Below are 15815 nucleotides of genomic sequence, written 5' to 3' on the forward strand. Positions count from 1 at the left end.
CGGTGGCGGCTGCCGGGGCCGCGGCGGCGGCCGGCGGTGTCACAAGGCCCTCCCCTGCTCGTGGCGTCGTCGTGGTCGTCGTGTACCTCGTGGTGCTGCGCTCCTTCCCGGCGGTGCCGGTCGCAGTGGTCGTCCTCACGTCCTCGTCCCCTCCTCGTCCCGGTGCCGGGAGGGCGGCGCGGCGGCCCCGGGGTGCTCCCCCGGGGTCACAGGTGCGCCAGCTTCTCCAGCACCGGGGCCGCGTCCCGCAGCGCGGCCCACTCCTCCTCGGTCAGCCCGGACGCCAGCTCCGCGAGCCAGGCGTTGCGGCGCCGCCGGCTCTCGCCGAGGATCGCCTCGGCCTGCTCGGTGCTGCTGACCAGCACCTGGCGCCTGTCCTCCGGGTGCGGCTCGCGCCGCACCAGCGCCTTCTCCTCCAGCATCGCGATGATCCTGGTCATCGACGGCGGCTGGACGTGCTCCCTGCGGGCGAGCTCGCCGGGCGTCGCGCTGCCGCAGCGGGCCAGGGTGCCCAGCACCGACATCTCGGTCGGGCTGAGCGACTCCTCGACCCGCTGGTGGCGCAGGCGGCGGGAGAGGCGCATCACGGACGACCGCAGCATGGAGACCGCTGCGAGGTCGTCCTCGGACATCTCGGGCATGACTTTTAGTCTAGGTCATTACTCTTGCTAAGGAAAGTCGGGGGCCGGATGTTCCCGCGGGGCCGCCCCCGGAGGGCCCGTCCCGGGGCGGCCGGGCGCGGCGGTACGGCGGGGGCGGTGTGGCGCGCCCGCCCGGCGGGCATACCCGCATCGGCCGTCACGGGAGCACGAGAACGGGGGGCCGATGCTGCAGGACTGCCCGGGACAGGGTGCGTGCTGGTCCGGCAAGGCGACGCCGGTCGGCCGGGTGCACCACGAGAGCACGTCCCCCGCGAAGCCCTACCCGCCGCCCGCCCCGGCGGTCCCGCCGGAGCGGGGAGGCCGGCTGCTGCCCTGGCTGCTGCCGGTGCTGCCCCTCCTGGCGGGGCTGTCCTGGTCCACGGCCTCCTGGGCCCTGGTCCTGGCGGCCTCCGTCGCCGCCGCGCAGCGGGTCGCGGACCGGCGCCACGCGGCCGCCCTGGAGCGGCACCGCGGGGCCGAGGCCTTCGCCCTGCGGTACCACGGCGGGGGGCCGCAGGACGGCTCCGACTTCCGCCACTGCGACGGCTGCGCGCTGACGATCGTCCGCGACGCGCTGCCCGACGGGGGGCACCGCTACCGCCGCATCCACCCGCGCGAGTTCGTCCGGTGGGCCCGCCGGGAGGGCGGCAACTACCCGTCCGGCTGAGCGGTGCCCGCCCCGGGCGGGAGGCCCCGGGGCGGGCGCCGGGGCCCGCCCCGGCCGGCCGCCCGCAGCCGCCACGGAGGACCGCGGCCGTACCTGACAGGAGGTGTCAGGTACGGCCGGGAGGCTGGTCGGCGCACGGGGGACCGACCACCGAAAGGCCGTGATCGACATGTCCGGAACCGCAGACCTCGCCATGGTGAACATCGACTGCGCCGACCCGCAGGCCCTCGCCCGCTTCTGGGCGGAGGTGCTGGGCCGGGACGTGGTCCACAGCGAGGAGCAGTACGCCATGGTGGACGGGGCCGGGGGCGCCCCGCTGGGCTTCGGCCGGGTGGAGGGGTACCGGCCGCCGCAGTGGCCGAACCCGGAGGGCACCAAGCAGTTCCACCTGGACCTCTACGTGGACGACCTCGACAAGGCGGAGGCCCGCTGCCTGGAGCTGGGGGCGTCCCGGCCGGACCACCAGCCCGGGACCACGTGGCGGGTGCTGCTCGACCCGGCCGGGCACCCGTTCTGCGTCTGCCGCCGCAGCGCGGAGTAGCGCCGAGCGACGCCGGGTGGCGCCGGGTGGCGCGGCAGGGGCCCGGGCGGCGTACGGATGCGCGGCATTTAGTCCGCTTCGTACCTTTCTGTACGGCACCTTTATGCCGTGCGTCACATCATGGACCCCATCGGCCCCATGCCGAGGGGAGAACCGCATGACGCTCGAACCCAGGGACCGGCACCCCGCACCGCGCGGGGACCGGCCCCACGGCGACCCTCACTACGGCGACCAGCCCTACGGCGACCCGCGCCACGACCGGGAGGCACCGTCCGGACCGGAGGCGGACCGCAGGCCCCCGCGCAGGCACGCGACGGCGGCCGCGGTGACCGCCGCCGTGCTGGCGGCCGGCGGGACGGTCGCCTACGCCGTCGCCACCGACGACGGCTCCTCCGGCTCCGCACCGGCGGCGGCGCCGGCCGCGGCCCCGCTGGACGGCATGCCGTCGGCGGGCCCGGCCGGCCCGGCGCAGGCGGACCCGGGCCAGTCGGCCCCGCCGTCCTCAGGCCCGCAGACCGCCCCGGAGGAGGGGCTCCCCCTGCACGGCGGCGCCGCCGTCCACGGCGAGGCCACCGTGCGGGACCCGGGGACCGGGAGGTGGACCGTGCGGGTCTGGCAGCGCGGGACCGTCGCGTCCTCGTCCGGCGCGTCGTTCACCGTCCGGAGCGCCGACGGCGCCGTCTGGACCTGGCGGACCGGCCCGGACACGGCCACCCGCGACGGCAACGGGGGCCGGGCGCCCGCCCGGGGCTCCGCCGTCCTGGTCTCCGGCACCCGGGGGGCCGACGGCACCGACACCGCCGCCCTGGTGCTCGCACGCCCGGACGGCGGCGGGCAGGACGGCCGGACGCCCCCGCACCGCCACGGCGGGTGGCCGCCGTGGACCGGCGGCGGCCACCGGGGTCCGGGCTCCTGGGCCTGGTCCTGACCGCCGGGGCCTGACCCCCGACGCCGCTCCCGCCCCCGCCGTCGGCGGCGGGAACGCGACGGCGCCCCGCCCGGGAGGGCGGGGCGCCGTCGCGCCGTGCGGGGTCCGGCTCAGGTGAGCTGGAGGGCCGGCATCAGGTAGTAGAAGGCGAAGATCGCCGCCACCGCGTACAGGGCGACCGGGACCTCGCGGCCGCGTCCGGTGGCCAGGCGCAGCACGCAGAAGGCGATGAAGCCGATGCCGATGCCGTTCGTGATCGAGTAGGTGAACGGCATGATCACCACCGTGAGGAAGGCCGGGACGGCGATGGTGAAGTCGGCCCAGTCGATGTCGCCGATGCTGTTGGCGAGGATCAGGAAGCCGACCGCGACCAGGGCGGGGGTGGCCGCCTGGGCCGGGACCATGGTGGCCAGCGGGGTGAGGAAGAGCGCCACGGCGAACAGGGCGCCGGTGACGACGCTGGCGAAGCCGGTCCGGGCGCCCTCGCCGACGCCGGCGGTGGACTCCACGAAGCAGGTGTTGGCCGAGCAGGAGGTCGCGCCGCCGGCGGCGGTGGCGATGCCGTCGATCATCAGCACCTTGTTGATGCCGGGCAGGTCGCCCTTCCCGTCCAGCAGCTTCGCCTCGTCGCTGACGCCGAGGATGGTGCCCATCGCGTCGAAGAAGCAGGACAGCAGGACGGTGAAGACGAAGAGGACGCCGGTGAGGACCCCGACCTCCTTGAACCCGCCGAACAGGCTCACCTTGCCCACCAGGCCGAAGTCGGGCAGCGCCACCGGGTTGCCGGGCCACTTGGGGACGGTGAGGCCCCAGTTCAGCGGCGCGATGTGGGCGACGGAGTCGACGACGACGGCGAGCACGGTCATGGCGGCGATGCTGAGGAGGATCGCGCCGGGGACCCGGCGGACCAGCAGCACCAGGGTCAGCAGCGTGCCGAGGACGAAGACCAGGACCGGCCAGCCGTTGAGGTGGCCGTCGCCGCCCAGCTGCACCGGGACGGTGGTGTGGGCGGCGTCCGGGATGCGGGTGACGAAGCCCGAGTCGACGAAGCCGATCAGGGCGATGAAGAGGCCGATGCCGATGGCGATGGCCTTGCGCAGGCCGGTGGGCACGGCGGCCATGACCCGCTCCCGCAGGCCGGTGGCGACCAGCAGCATGATGGCGATGCCGGCGAGGACGACCATGCCCATCGCGTCGGGCCAGCTCATCCGGGGGGCGAGCTGCAGGGCGACCACGGTGTTGACGCCGAGGCCGGCGGCGAGCGCGATCGGCACGTTCCCGATGACGCCCATGAGGAGCGTGGTGAGGGCGGCGGTCAGCACCGTCGCGGTGGCCAGCTGGCCCGCGGAGAGGTGGTGGCCGTACTTGTCCACGCCGGAGGAGAGGATGATCGGGTTCAGCACGATGATGTAGGCCATCGTGAAGAAGGTGGCGACACCGCCGCGGATCTCGCGGGCGAGGGACGAGCCGCGCTCCGTGATCCGGAAGTAGCGGTCGAGGGCGTTGCTCGGCTGCGGAGCGGATTCGGGCGACTTGGCCGTCGACGTGGCCAGCGTGGGCATGCGGGCGTCCTCGTGGGGGGAGAGGGGAGCGACACTGCCGGCCCGGGGCGACGGTGGCCCGGCGGCGACCCGGCCGGGGGTGCGCGTCAAGACGACACGCCGGGGACGACCGGGCACTTCAGTATGCGGTCACCGGTCGGTCGTACGCCATCTTCGCGCGTAGAAGGAACAGGGGCGGTCCGGCCCGCCTCCGCCGCCGGAGGCCCCGGCCCGTACGCTTGGTGCCGCCGCCGTCGCTCCCGACGGCCGCACCCGTACCGCCACCACCCGCCAGCCGCACCGGAGAGGGCGACCCATGGACAGGACCGCACTGCGCCCCGCACCCGAGCCGCTGGAGGCGAACGACGTGGCGATCGTCACGGGCGGCACCGTGCTCTGGTTCGCCGGCTTCCTGGCGCTGCTGCCCTTCCGGGACCGGCTCTCCGACGCCGGGCACGGCAGCTGGCCGTGGATCTGCCTCGCCGGTGCCGGGCTCGGCCTCATCGGCATCTGGTACTGCCGCGCCCGCCGCACCGCCATCCGCCGCTCCCGCGCCGGAGAGGCCGCGGGGACCGCAGGGACCACGGGGGCCGCGGAGACCGCGGAGGGCTGACCCCTCGCGCACGGCGGCCGCCCGGCCCCGGCCGCGCCACCGCTGCTGCTGCGGCGCGGCCGGGGCCCCGGCGTCGGGCCGGTCGGCCCCGCCCGGTCAGCCGCGCCCGGAGACGCAGAGGCAGAAGGGGTGCCCGGCCGGGTCGGTGTAGACCCGCCACCCGGTGCCGTCGGGCCGGACGCGGTCCTCGACGAAGGACGCGCCGAGGGCGAGGGCGTGCTTCTCCGCCGCCTCCAGGTCGGGCACGCCGAAGTCGAGGTGGGCCTGCTGCGGGTGCACCGGGTCGGGCCAGCGCGGCGCCCGGTGCTCGGCGACCTTCTGGAAGGCGAGGCGGACGCCGCCGTCGACGGCGACCTCCGTCCACTCCGGGTCCTCGGTGTCGGCCTCCGCCCCGAGCAGGGCGGCGTAGAACTCGGCCAGGGCGACGGCGTCCTCGCAGTCCAGGGCGAAGGCCTGCAGGTTCACGGACGGGCTCACGGTGGGCTCCCTCGTCGGTGTTACCGCTTGCGGGTTCATGCTGGTAACGGTTACTGCATGATGGCGGAGCACAAGTAACCTCGCAAGGGTGACCGAGCCCGGCGACCGCGCCCCCGCCCCCGGACCGCTGCGGGACCTGCAGGCGCTGGCCAACACCGTCGACCTCGAGTCCGGCGAGGACGCGCTGCGCACCCCCGCCGGGCTGGAGGCCTGGGCACGGGAGCACGGCCTGCCCGACCTGCGGTGCGGCGAGGCCGACCGGGCCGCCGTCGTCGCACTGCGCGAGGCGCTGCGCGCCGTCTGCGAGGCCCACGCCGGGACGGACCTGCCGGACGCGGCCGCCGCCGTCCTGGAGCGCCTGCTGGCCCGGGGCCCGCTGGTGCTGGCGGTCGACACCGCGGGCGGCGCCCGGCTGCGCCCCGCCGACGGCCTGGCCGGCGCGGACGCGGTGGTGGCGCATCTCGCGGCGGGCGTCGCGGCGGCGGTCGCGGACGGGAGCTGGCCGCGGCTCAAGGCGTGCGCGATGGACAGCTGCCGCTGGGTCTACTACGACCGCAGCCCGGCCGGCCGCAGCCGCTGGTGCAGCATGGCCGTCTGCGGCAGCCGCGCCAAGATGCGGGCGTACCGGCGACGGGGCGCGGGGGGCGCGGGCGCGGGCCACTCGTCCGGGTGATCGAGCGGCCTTCACCTGCGCGAGGAGGGATTCGTTCCTAGCGTGAGGTGTCGCTTGTGCCTCAGCGACGCCCGCGCCCACACTGGTGGAGGAGGTGCTGCCGATGACCGCGCTCGCCCACGAGGGGGATCGGGACGCGCACGACATGCCGGGGCTGGACGAGGTCCTGTGGTGGGCATGGCAGGCCATGGAGCTCCCCGAGGGCTATCGGGCCGAGATCGTCGAAGGGTTCATCGAGGTGTCCCCGACCGGCCGCCGTCGCCACTCCGTCCTCGCGAACCGGCTCCGCAGAGCCCTCGACGTGCATCTGGCGGGCAGCGGCCACGCCGCCTTCCAGGACGTGAACGTCCTCCACGGCCACAAGGTGTTCATCCCCGACGTGCTCGTCGCACCGGAGGACCTGGAGGAGATTCCCGGTCCCGACGGCCTGGGCGTCGATGCCTGCGGCGTCGCCCTGGTCGCCGAGGTCGTCTCCCCCGGCCACGACGACCGCACCCGCGACCTGGTCCGCAAGCGGCGGGCGTACGCGCGCGCCGGCATCCCGGTGTACGTCATCGTCGACGACCACGACGGTCGCGGTTCGGTGACGGTGCTCAGCAGCCCGGTTCCCGGGGAAGCCGTCTACACCACCGAGATCCGGGTGGCCTACGGCACGGACGCAGCCGTCCCGGAGGGGCCGGCCAAGGGCTTCGTGATCACGGAGGCGGTCACCGGCCCCTGACCGGCCAGGGCCCCGATCAGCCCTCGAAGTCGCGGGCGGCGGAGAGCTCGTAGGCGCGGTCCGGCTCGGTGAGGGCCACCAGGACCTCGAAGCGGCGGTGGAACTGCCCGACCGACCAGGCCAGACCCGCGGCCAGGCCCTCGGGGGTGGCGGCGTGCAGGGCCCCCGGCACGGGCGGCACGGCGAACTCGTCGTCCTCGTCCTCCGCGTCCGGGTCGTGCGGCGCCTCGGGCGCCTCGGCGCCGGTGTCCCAGCGCCAGTCCACGGCGGCCTCGCCGCCGTCCGGTCCGACGACCAGCAGCTCCTCGTGCTCCTCGTACACCGCCGGGCAGCCCGGCAGCAGCTCGCGGACGAACGCGGGCACCCGGTGGACGGTCCCCTCGCTCAGCACCCGGCCGCCCGCGACCTCGCTGGCCAGCGAGACGTGCAGCCGCTCGGCGAGCGCGGACGCCAGCGCCGGGGCGACGGGCAGCACCGGGAAGTCGTCGAGCAGCTGCACCAGGTCGGGGGCGTCGGCGACGACCGCGTCGGCCGGGTCGACGATGAGGGTGTAGGCGGGGCGGCGGCCGGTCGCCGGGTCCAGCGGCGGCAGGGCCCGCACCGCCTCCGGCGGCTCGACCCGGTCCGCGGGCACCCGGGCCAGCGCCGTGTGGATGCCGTGCAGCTGACGGTGGCTCACCCCGGCCTGCGGGTCGGCGAGGCGGTCCGCCAGCTCGTCGGGGCCCCCGGGCTCGGCGAGCAGCGCCGCGAGCGTGGTGCGCACCCCGAGGGCGTGCAGGAACCGCTCGTCCAGGCCGGTGCGGGCCTCGTCGTACAGGCCGCGCAGCAGCGGGTCGGCCCCGGCGGCGCGCAGCCCGGCGGGGCGGCGGCCGTCCAGCACGGGGTGGTCGCGCAGCCACCACGCCGCGTAGGGCGGCACGTCCGCGGTGGTGCCGTCGGGCAGCAGCACCCGCACCGGGTCGACGACGGCGGCGCGGTACGGCGGGCGGGCCAGCATGGCCAGCGCCTCCGCCCAGGCGCCGTCGTCGACGAGGTCGAGGTCGCGGACGGCGAGGAGTTCGACGGCGACGGGCGGGACGGCCGCCCCCGGCCCGGCGTCCGGCCCGCCGCGGCCGTCGCGGTCGTCCAGGTGCAGGACCTCCAGGGCGTCCTCGCACCACTCGGCGAGGCCGTCGGGGGCCTCGTCGAGGAGGCCGGTGGGCTCGCCGCCGGCGGCGCGGTCGGCCGGGGCGGTGGGGTCGAGGCGCTCCAGGTCGTCGGGGTCGAGGACGGCGTCCTCGGCGCGGGCCAGCACGAACCGGCCGGCGACGCCGGCGGCCTCCAGCACGGCCGGTCCCCACTGCTCCAGCAGGTCGTCGTCGACGAAGGCGGCGTCGTCCTCGCGGACCACGGCGGCCAGCGGGCTGCCGGGCAGCACCAGCTCGCCCGCGGCGGCGGGCTCGCCCCGGTCGTCGACGAGGCAGAGCCGGGCCAGCCACGGGTGGTCGCCCGGCTCGGCGCCGGCGGCCCTCACCAGTCCGAGGACGGCGTCGGCGACGTCCTCGGCCTCGTCGGGGTCGTCGTCGGCGAGCCGGACGGAGCGGGCGACGGCGGCCCGCACCTCGGGCGTGTCCAGCAGCGCGGCCGGGGTGGCGACGCCGGCGCCGAGGCGCTCCAGCAGCGGGTGGGCGGCGTCGGGGTGGACCAGCCGCAGGTCGAGCAGGGCCAGGACGGCGCCGAGGTCGCCGTCCTCGCCCAGCCAGCCGTCGGGGGCGTCCGCCCAGTCCTCCGTGGCGCCGGGCAGCAGCACCCGGCGCGGTCCGGTGACGGTCCGTCCGTCGGCGAGCGGCACGGGGAGCGCGCCGAGGGCCTCGGGGTCGGCGGCGGCCAGCGCCCCGTACAGGTTGCGCCACCAGGCGGGTTCGCGGTCGAGGCCGCCGAGCTGGTCGACGACCTCGGCGAGCGGGACGCGGCGGACGTCCAGCACCCGCAGCTCGGGCCGCCGCTCCAGGCCGGCGGGCAGCAGGCCGGGCATGACGGCGGCGACGGCCTCGACCACGGAGGCGTCGGCGCCCTCCAGCAGCACGGCCTCGCGGGGGCGCAGCGCGCGGGGGCCGCCGGGGCGGCCCTGCTCCGGGCCGTCCTCGGCGAGGGCGTACTCCTCGGGCTCCGGCTGGTCGGCCTTCTCCGGCGAGGGCACCTCGGGGAGGAACGGCGTGTCGGGGAGCCGGCCGAGGACGGCCCGGCGCAGGGCGCCGTCGAGCGCCCCCTGGCCCAGCGCCCCCGGGACGAGGCCGAGGGAGGAGACGTCGGCGCCGCGGTCGCGCAGCAGCGCCGCGTACGCGTCGGCGGCGCGCTCGGTGAGGAAGTCGGTGAGCGGGCCGGGGGCGACGTGGCGGCGGGTGGAGTCCAGCGGGTAGGTGGCGATGAGCAGTGCGGGGAAGCCCAGCGGCTCGTCGGTGGGCGTGGGCCCGTGGACGACCGGCGCGGTGCGGGGCCGCAGCGGGCGTCCCTCGGCGTCGACGGGGACGGCCCAGGTCACGGCCCAGTACGGGCGGCGGCGCTCCTCCACCGGGCGGTCGGCGAGGAGGGCGTCGTCGAGGCGGCCGCCGGCGCCCGCGACCTGCCAGCGGCTCTCGCCCGCGGCGGCGGTGTCGGTGACGGTGACGGTGGCGGGGCCGCCCGCGTCGCCGTCCTCGGTGCGGCGGGTCAGGGTGCGCAGGGCGGTCCCGTCGGCGCCGTCGGTCTCGACGGTGATCTCGGCGAGCCCGGTGAGGGTCAGCAGGAGGGCGTCGTCGATGTCGGCGAGGAGACGGCGGGTCAGGTCCTCGGCGGCGGCGTCGCGCAGCGGCAGCACCACGACGGTGTCGTACCCGGTGGGCGGGGTGCCCTCGGCGGGCAGCGGCAGGCGCAGCAGGGGGACGTGCCCGTCGCGGCGGCGCAGCTCCTCGGCAAGGCCGCCCCCGGAGGCGTCGGCGGCGGCCCCGGCCAGGTCGCGGGCCTCCGGGAGGGACCAGCGCACGCCGCCCGGGGTGCCCAGCACGGCGGGCTCGTCGCAGACGGCGAGGACGGCGGCGAAGCCGACGCCGAAGCGGCCGACGGCGGTGCGGCCGTCCTCGCGCTTGGAGGAGGCGCGCAGGGTGGAGAGCGACTCGACGCCCGCCGCGTCCAGGGTGGCGCCGGTGTTGGCGGCGCAGAGCACGCCGTCCCGCAGGGTCAGGCGGAGCCGGCCGGGGACGCCCGCGCGGACGGCGGCGTCGGCGGCGTTCTGGGCGAGCTCGACGACGAGGCGGTCGCGGTAGCCGCCGAGGGCCAGCTCCTCCTCGGCGTTGGCGTCCTCCCGGAACCGGGCCGGGGAGGCGGCCCAGGCGTCGAGGACCCGGCGGCGGAGTGCGGCCGTGCCGAACGGGTCCGTGCCGTCGCTCTCCGCCGCGCTGCCCATGATCCGAGGCTCCACTGGCCGTACCGCCTTCCGTGAGCGCCCGCGGAGCCGGTTCCCCGCTCCGGTGCGCCTTGCCGCTGCGTCCAGGGGCATTCTCCCGCGCCGCGGGCGGTGCCCGGACACCGGCGGGCGCCGAGGGCGTCCCCGGGGGGCGCGCGGGGGGCGGCGGGGGAGGGCGGGAGGGGGCCGCGCGGGGGGCGGCGGGGGAGGGCGGGACGGGCGGGGACCGGCCGCGGAACGGCCGCCGGCCCGGTCCGCGGCGGTGCGCGGGCCGGGCCGGTACGGCGGTCCGTCCGTCAGGAGTGGCCGAGCTCCTCGGTGGGGCCCCCGGCCTCGACCGAGCCGCCGGCCCGGTCGGGGTGCAGCGGCATGGGCTCGACGGCCAGCTCGTCCAGGATCGGCTCGGCGGGCTGCGGCGGGGTGGGCATGACGGCGGCCTCCGAGTGGCCGCCGCAGCCGAAGCCGAGCGACACGACACGGCCGTCCGCCGGGCCGAACTCGTTGCCGCAGACGCCGAAGGCCTGGCCCAGCGAGCCGCCGAGCGGGATCAGGAAGCCGCACGTCGTGCAGGAGGCGGGGGCGGACTGCGCCATCGGGGTGTGGGCGCCGTACGCCTTCTCCCAGCGCTCGGCCCCCAGGTGCAGCCCGAGCCGGGAGAGCACCCGCGGGCGGGTGAGGCCGAGCTCCTGGGCCACGGCGGTGATGGCGCCGCGGGAGGGGCCGGGCCGGACCACCTCGCCGGACGGGCCCGCGGCGGCGTCGGCCTGCGGCGCACCGGCCCGCTCGGAGACCTCGACGTCCTCGCCGGGGACGAACGCGGCGGCCGAACCGTCCTCCGCCAGGACCGAGTTGGGGGCGGGCTCGTCCTCCCCGCTCCAGCCGGGCTCCAGGCGCAGGTCGTCGGCGGCGGTCGGCAGCAGGTCGCCCGGGCCCATGTCGCCGGGGCGCAGCCGCTCGCTCCACGGCACCCACTGCGGCGCCAGGACGGCGTCGGGGCCGGGCAGGAGGACGGTCTCGTCCAGCGTCACCAGCCTGCTGCGCGAGGCGCGGGTGACGGTCACGGCCCAGCGCCAGCCGCGGTAGGCGGCCTCACGGCACTCGAAGAAGTGCGTGACGACGCGGTCCCCGTCGGCCTCCGCGCCGACGTACTCGCCGACCGCGTCCGCACCGGCCGCGTCGACCGCGGCCGCCCGTGCGGTCTCGACGGCCTCGGCACAGAGCCGGTCAGGGGTACGGCTTCGCATCGCAGCACTCACGAGAATCGATTCTCTCCCAATCCGTTCCCTGGTCCGCCGCTGACCCGCGTGCGGGAGCGCCGGAGGATGTGACGGCCCGGCCGGGAGCGGCGGCCGCCGTGGTTCTATTCTGCGGGACGATCCGGTCACCCGTGCCCCCGCCGTCACCCGCGGGCGGGGTCCGCCGCCGTGGAGTGCGAGGGGAACGCTACCGGCCGGTCGGGGGGCGGGGACAGTCCGCTTGCACGACACCGGTCCGCCAGGGGCGTAACCGGCGTGCGGGACGGGGTTGTCGGGCAGGATGGCGGACGTGGCCGAAGAGACCTCGGCGCAGCACGCCCTGCACGAACCGCACGACACCGCTCAGCCGCCCCCGGGGGGGCCGGAGCGGGACGGCGCCGTGCGCCGGGTCCGGCGCGCCGTTCACGGCGGCGCCTCGGCGGCGGCCCGCGGGGCCGGCCGCGTGGTGCACGGCACCGGGCGCCGCATCCGCCGGGCCACCTCGGCGGAGGGCGCCGGGGAGTCCGGGCTGGCGAAGCTGATCGAGCTGCACGCGGTCAACTCCTTCGGCGACATGCTGATCACCATCGCGCTCGCCTCCACCATCTTCTTCTCGGTGCCGACCGGCGAGGCCCGCGGCCGGGTCGCCCTCTACCTGCTGGTCACCATGGCGCCGTTCGCGGTCCTCGCCCCGGTGATCGGGCCGCTGCTGGACCGGCTGCCGCACGGCCGCCGGGCCGCGATGGCGATGTCGATGCTGGCCCGCGCCGTCCTGGCCTGGACCATGGCCGGGGTGATCGAGGGGGGCGGCCTCGCGCTCTACCCGGAGGCGCTGGGGGTGCTGGTGGCCTCCAAGGCGTACGGGGTGGTGCGCAGCGTCGTCGTGCCGCGGCTGCTGCCGCACCAGGTGACGCTGGTGAAGGCGAACTCCAGGGTCACCCTGGCCGGGCTGCTCGCCACCGGCGTCGCGGCGGGCGTCGGCGGGCTGCTGCACCTGCTGGGGCCCGCGTGGCCGCTGCGCGGGGCGTTCCTGGTCTTCGTCGCGGGGACGCTGCTGGCGTTCGGACTGCCGCACACGGTGGACTCGGCCAAGGGCGAGCAGCGGGCGCTGCTGCTCAAGGAGGACGCGGGCGGCGCGGGGCAGGACGGTTCCGGCGGGCAGGACGGCGACCGGGACGGCGACGGGCGGTACGGCGACGCGCGGTGCGGGGACGGCGGGGACGGCGACGGCGGGCGGGCCGGGCCCGGGCGGCTGCGGGAGCGGCCGCTGCGCTCGGTGGGCCCCTCGGTGCTGCTGGCGCTGCGCGCCGTGGCGTCCCTGCGGGGGCTGTCGGGCTTCCTCACCATGTTCCTGGCGTTCCTGCTGCGGTCCGGCTCGGTGGGCGGGATGAACCCCGGCCTGGCGCTGGGCATGGTGGCCGCGGCGGCCGGCGTCGGCAACGCCCTCGGCTCGGTGCTGGGCTCCTGGCTGCGCACCCGCGGCCCGGAGGCGACGGTGACCGCCATGGTGGCGCTCGCGGCGGCGGCGGCGGCCTGCGGGGCGCTCTGGTTCGGCCCGCTGACCGTGACCCTGGTGGCGGGGTGCGCCGGGCTGGCCCAGTCGCTGGGCAAGCTGGCGCTGGACGCCCTGATCCAGCGGGACGTGCCGGAGCAGGTCCGCACCTCCGCGTTCGCCCGTTCGGAGACGCTGATGCAGCTGTGCTGGGTGGCCGGCGGCGCCCTCGGCATCGTGCTGCCCCTGGACGGCGTGCTGGGCATGGGTGTGGCCGCGGGGGTGCTCGCGGTGGTGCTGGCGTTCACGCTGCGGAGCCTGTTCGGGGGCGGGGGCCGCGGCACACCGCACCCCCGCGTGGCGTGAGAGGGGCGGACCGGTAGCCTCGGTCCCATGAGCATCAACAGCCGAGCCGTCGCCGCCGCCGGCGCCGTCGTAGTCGTCAGCGCCGGCCTGGTCGGCTGGGGGGTCGCCACGGCCGCGGGCGAGGACAAGCCGGTGAACCGGATGGTCACCGTGGTCGCCGGGTCGAACACCGTCCATGCCGAGCCGACCTGCTGGAACGACGGCAAGCCGCTGGACGGCGCCGCCCAGCAGAGGTGCCAGGCCAGGGCCGCCAAGCTGGAGAAGGACGGCAAGCTGGACTCCGTCGAGGTGACCAGCGGCTCCCGGATCGGCGTGGGCGTCGACCCCTCGATCGCCGACAAGGGCTGGTTCGCCTTCACCGACGGCGGCGCCCAGGGCCAGGCCACCCTCGCCTCCGCCCGCCGCACCGGTACCTTCTCCGGCCTCGTGCCGGCCTCCACGGTGCTGAAGTCGACCGGGAAGACCCTGGTGACGGTCGTCGAGGCCGACACGAAGAACCAGGAGATCTACGGCGTCTGGTACTTCACCCTGAAGAACAAGGACGCCTGAGGGGCGCCGTCCTCCGATGAGCGCGACGCCGCACCGCGGTGACCAGCCGGGCCGGACGGCCCGGCTGCTCGTCGTCACCGCCGTCGCGGCGGAGCGCGACGCGGTCGCCGAAGGGCTGCGGCGCGCCGGGGCACTCGTGGACGGCGCCGCCGGTGCCACAGGCGCCGCCGGCTCCCCCGGTGCCGCGGACGGGCCCGTGCCCGCGGCGGACACGCACCGTGCGGCGGGCGGCGGTCCGGAGGCCGTCGTCCTGGCCGCCGGGGTCGGCCCCGCCGCGGCCGCGGCGGCCGCCGCCGGGGCCCTCGCCGACGCCGCGGCCCGCTCGCGCCCCTTCCACCTGGTGGTCTGCGCCGGCATCGCCGGCGGCTTCGCCTCCGCAGCGCCGGTCGGCTCGGCCGTGCTGGCGGACGCCGTGGTCGCCGCCGACCTGGGCGCCACCACCCCGGAGGGGTTCGCCGACGTGGCCGAACTGGGCTTCGGCACCGTGCGGCACCTCCCGCCGAAGCCCGCCGTGGACCTGGCCGCGGCCGCGCTGCGCGCCGCCGGGATCCCGACCGCGGTGGGCCCGGTCCTGACCGTCTCCACCGTCACCGGCACCGCGGAGCGGGCCGCCGGACTCGCCGCGCGCCACCCCGGCGCGGCGGCGGAGGCGATGGAGGGCTTCGGCGCGGCCGAGGCCGCGGACCGGTACGGGGTTCCGGTCCTGGAGCTGCGCACCGTGTCCAACGCGGTGGGCCCGCGGGACCGCGCCGCCTGGCGGATCGGCGAGGCGCTGGAGATGCTGCGGCAGGCGTTCGCCGCGCTGCCGCTGCGGGAACTGACCGACACCGCCGCCGCCGGCACCGCCGCGAAGGAGAGCAGCTGACCATGGAGCGCGCCACCCCCGTGCAGTCCGACGCCGTGCAGTCCGACGCCGCGCGGTCCGACGCCGTGCGGTCCGCATCCGACCGGGGCACGACGGCCCGGGACACGGCCGCCCCGGACGGGGCCGCCGCGCCGACGGGCCGGCTCTCCGTCGCGTACTCGCCGTGCCCCAACGACACCTTCGTCTTCCACGCCTGGGCCCACGGCCTGGTCCCCGGCGCGGACGCGCCGGAGGTCGTCTTCGCCGACATCGACGTCACCAACGGGATGGCCGAGCGCGGCGAGCTGGACGTCCTGAAGATCTCCTACGCCGCCCTGCCGTGGGTGCTGGACGAGTACGCGCTCCTGCCGTGCGGCGGCGCGCTGGGCCGCGGCTGCGGGCCGCTGGTGCTCACCGGCCCGGACGCCTCCGGCGACCCGGCCGACCTGGCCGGCAAGGTGGTGGCGGTGCCCAGCGAGCGCTCCACCGCCTACCTGCTCTTCCGCCTCTGGGCGGCGGGGGCGGTGCCCGGCGGCCTGGGCGAGGTCCGGGTGCTGCCGTTCCACGAGATCATGCCGGCGGTGCGCGACGGCGTCGTCGACGCCGGCCTGGTCATCCACGAGGCCCGCTTCACCTACGGCCGGTACGGGCTGCGCTGCCTCGCCGACATGGGCGAGGCGTGGGAGGCCGCCACCGGGCTGCCGATCCCGCTGGGCGCGATCGTGGCCCGCCGCTCGCTCGGCCCGGAGCGGCTGCGGGCGCTGGCGGACACCCTCCGCGCCTCGGTGCGGGCGGCGTGGGACGACCCGGAGGCGTCGCGCGGGTACGTGCTGGCGCACGCCCAGGAGATGGACCCGGCCGTCGCCGACCAGCACATCGGGCTCTACGTCAACGAGTTCACCGCCGACCTGGGCGAGGACGGCTACGCCGCGGTCCGGGGGCTGCTCACCCGGGCCGCCGCGGAGGGGCTCGTCCCGGCGGTGGCGCCGGGCGCCCTGGACCTCCCCGGCAGCACCGCCTGACGCGGCACGCGGGGTACCCGGCGCGCCGTGCGACGGCGAGGGCCCGGCCGGGACGTCCCGGCCGGGCCCTCGCCGTCGCACGGG

At 77.5% G+C, this 15815-nt stretch carries 15 protein-coding genes; 10 read left to right on the plus strand and 5 right to left on the minus strand.

Translation table 11 applies throughout. The features are described from left to right. Positions 1 to 206: 206 nt before the first annotated feature. Complete coding sequence (locus ACFY07_RS17470) at positions 207 to 641, minus strand: MarR family winged helix-turn-helix transcriptional regulator (RefSeq protein WP_230649021.1); 435 nt, start codon at positions 639 to 641, stop codon at positions 207 to 209. A 184-nt stretch (positions 642 to 825) separates the two neighbouring features. Between ACFY07_RS17470 and ACFY07_RS17475 the strand changes: the two genes are divergently transcribed. The 3 genes from ACFY07_RS17475 (at position 826) to ACFY07_RS17485 (ending at position 2777) form a co-directional block, all read left to right on the plus strand. After that, a complete protein-coding gene (locus ACFY07_RS17475) occupies positions 826 to 1308 on the plus strand; it encodes a hypothetical protein (RefSeq protein ID WP_390869454.1) in 483 nt (160 codons plus the stop codon). A 169-nt stretch (positions 1309 to 1477) separates the two neighbouring features. After that, complete coding sequence (locus tag ACFY07_RS17480; protein ID WP_230649025.1) at positions 1478 to 1849, plus strand: VOC family protein; 372 nt, start codon at positions 1478 to 1480, stop codon at positions 1847 to 1849. 157 nt (positions 1850 to 2006) lie between these two features. Continuing rightward, positions 2007 to 2777: a hypothetical protein gene (locus ACFY07_RS17485; RefSeq protein WP_390869455.1), complete on the plus strand. Its 771-nt coding sequence runs from the start codon at positions 2007 to 2009 to the stop codon at positions 2775 to 2777. Between the two features lie 110 nt (positions 2778 to 2887). Here ACFY07_RS17485 and ACFY07_RS17490 read toward each other — a convergent pair whose 3' ends face one another. Next, positions 2888 to 4339, minus strand: coding sequence for an NCS2 family permease (locus ACFY07_RS17490; protein ID WP_390869456.1), 1452 nt, complete (start codon positions 4337 to 4339; stop codon positions 2888 to 2890). A gap of 295 nt (positions 4340 to 4634) precedes the next feature. Here ACFY07_RS17490 and ACFY07_RS17495 point away from each other — a divergent pair, with 295 nt between their 5' ends. Further along, entirely contained in the window at positions 4635 to 4931 is a 297-nt protein-coding gene (locus ACFY07_RS17495; RefSeq protein ID WP_390869457.1) for a DUF2530 domain-containing protein, read from the plus strand. Positions 4932 to 5027: 96 nt separating this feature from the next. Here the strand turns inward: ACFY07_RS17495 and ACFY07_RS17500 are convergent, their stop codons facing one another. Next, the gene (locus ACFY07_RS17500) at positions 5028 to 5447 is read right to left on the minus strand and encodes a VOC family protein (protein ID WP_390869458.1); all 420 of its coding nucleotides are present in this window, start codon (positions 5445 to 5447) and stop codon (positions 5028 to 5030) included. Positions 5448 to 5496: 49 nt separating this feature from the next. On the opposite strand from ACFY07_RS17500, the gene ACFY07_RS17505 reads away from it, so the two are divergent. Beyond that, positions 5497 to 6081, plus strand: a complete 585-nt coding sequence (locus ACFY07_RS17505) for a CGNR zinc finger domain-containing protein (protein WP_390869459.1) — start codon at positions 5497 to 5499, stop codon at positions 6079 to 6081. Between the two features lie 103 nt (positions 6082 to 6184). Next, entirely contained in the window at positions 6185 to 6802 is a 618-nt protein-coding gene (locus ACFY07_RS17510) for a Uma2 family endonuclease (protein WP_390869460.1), read from the plus strand. 16 nt (positions 6803 to 6818) lie between these two features. On the opposite strand, the gene ACFY07_RS17515 is transcribed toward ACFY07_RS17510, so the two are convergent. After that, positions 6819 to 10223, minus strand: a complete 3405-nt coding sequence (locus ACFY07_RS17515; protein ID WP_390869461.1) for a sacsin N-terminal ATP-binding-like domain-containing protein — start codon at positions 10221 to 10223, stop codon at positions 6819 to 6821. 296 nt (positions 10224 to 10519) lie between these two features. Next, on the minus strand, positions 10520 to 11467 hold the full coding sequence (locus ACFY07_RS17520; protein WP_390869625.1) for a DUF3027 domain-containing protein: 948 nt from the start codon (positions 11465 to 11467) through the stop codon (positions 10520 to 10522). A gap of 292 nt (positions 11468 to 11759) precedes the next feature. On the opposite strand from ACFY07_RS17520, the gene ACFY07_RS17525 reads away from it, so the two are divergent. From ACFY07_RS17525 to ACFY07_RS17540, 4 genes are read left to right on the plus strand one after another with little or no spacing between them, the layout of a single operon-like run. Beyond that, positions 11760 to 13316, plus strand: coding sequence for an MFS transporter (locus ACFY07_RS17525; protein ID WP_390869462.1), 1557 nt, complete (start codon positions 11760 to 11762; stop codon positions 13314 to 13316). 27 nt (positions 13317 to 13343) lie between these two features. Further along, complete coding sequence (locus ACFY07_RS17530) at positions 13344 to 13865, plus strand: hypothetical protein (protein ID WP_390869463.1); 522 nt, start codon at positions 13344 to 13346, stop codon at positions 13863 to 13865. A 16-nt stretch (positions 13866 to 13881) separates the two neighbouring features. Next, positions 13882 to 14730, plus strand: coding sequence for a futalosine hydrolase (locus tag ACFY07_RS17535; RefSeq protein ID WP_390869464.1), 849 nt, complete (start codon positions 13882 to 13884; stop codon positions 14728 to 14730). Between the two features lie 2 nt (positions 14731 to 14732). Then, positions 14733 to 15731 (plus strand): menaquinone biosynthesis family protein, encoded by a 999-nt coding sequence (locus ACFY07_RS17540; protein WP_390869465.1) that lies wholly within the window; start codon positions 14733 to 14735, stop codon positions 15729 to 15731. Positions 15732 to 15815: the final 84 nt, after the last annotated feature.

Source organism: Streptomyces sp. NPDC001380, from assembly GCF_042895785.1.
Classification (GTDB): domain Bacteria; phylum Actinomycetota; class Actinomycetes; order Streptomycetales; family Streptomycetaceae; genus Peterkaempfera.

Coding starts and splice junctions, on each gene's coding strand:
- ACFY07_RS17470 (WP_230649021.1), bottom strand. CDS start 641: ATGCCCGAGATGTCCGAGGACGACCTCGCAGCGGTCTCCATGCTGCGG.
- ACFY07_RS17475 (WP_390869454.1), top strand. CDS start 826: ATGCTGCAGGACTGCCCGGGACAGGGTGCGTGCTGGTCCGGCAAGGCG.
- ACFY07_RS17480 (WP_230649025.1), top strand. CDS start 1,478: ATGTCCGGAACCGCAGACCTCGCCATGGTGAACATCGACTGCGCCGAC.
- ACFY07_RS17485 (WP_390869455.1), top strand. CDS start 2,007: ATGACGCTCGAACCCAGGGACCGGCACCCCGCACCGCGCGGGGACCGG.
- ACFY07_RS17490 (WP_390869456.1), bottom strand. CDS start 4,339: ATGCCCACGCTGGCCACGTCGACGGCCAAGTCGCCCGAATCCGCTCCG.
- ACFY07_RS17495 (WP_390869457.1), top strand. CDS start 4,635: ATGGACAGGACCGCACTGCGCCCCGCACCCGAGCCGCTGGAGGCGAAC.
- ACFY07_RS17500 (WP_390869458.1), bottom strand. CDS start 5,447: ATGAACCCGCAAGCGGTAACACCGACGAGGGAGCCCACCGTGAGCCCG.
- ACFY07_RS17510 (WP_390869460.1), top strand. CDS start 6,185: ATGACCGCGCTCGCCCACGAGGGGGATCGGGACGCGCACGACATGCCG.
- ACFY07_RS17515 (WP_390869461.1), bottom strand. CDS start 10,223: ATGGGCAGCGCGGCGGAGAGCGACGGCACGGACCCGTTCGGCACGGCC.
- ACFY07_RS17520 (WP_390869625.1), bottom strand. CDS start 11,467: ATGCGAAGCCGTACCCCTGACCGGCTCTGTGCCGAGGCCGTCGAGACC.
- ACFY07_RS17525 (WP_390869462.1), top strand. CDS start 11,760: ATGGCGGACGTGGCCGAAGAGACCTCGGCGCAGCACGCCCTGCACGAA.
- ACFY07_RS17530 (WP_390869463.1), top strand. CDS start 13,344: ATGAGCATCAACAGCCGAGCCGTCGCCGCCGCCGGCGCCGTCGTAGTC.
- ACFY07_RS17535 (WP_390869464.1), top strand. CDS start 13,882: ATGAGCGCGACGCCGCACCGCGGTGACCAGCCGGGCCGGACGGCCCGG.
- ACFY07_RS17540 (WP_390869465.1), top strand. CDS start 14,733: ATGGAGCGCGCCACCCCCGTGCAGTCCGACGCCGTGCAGTCCGACGCC.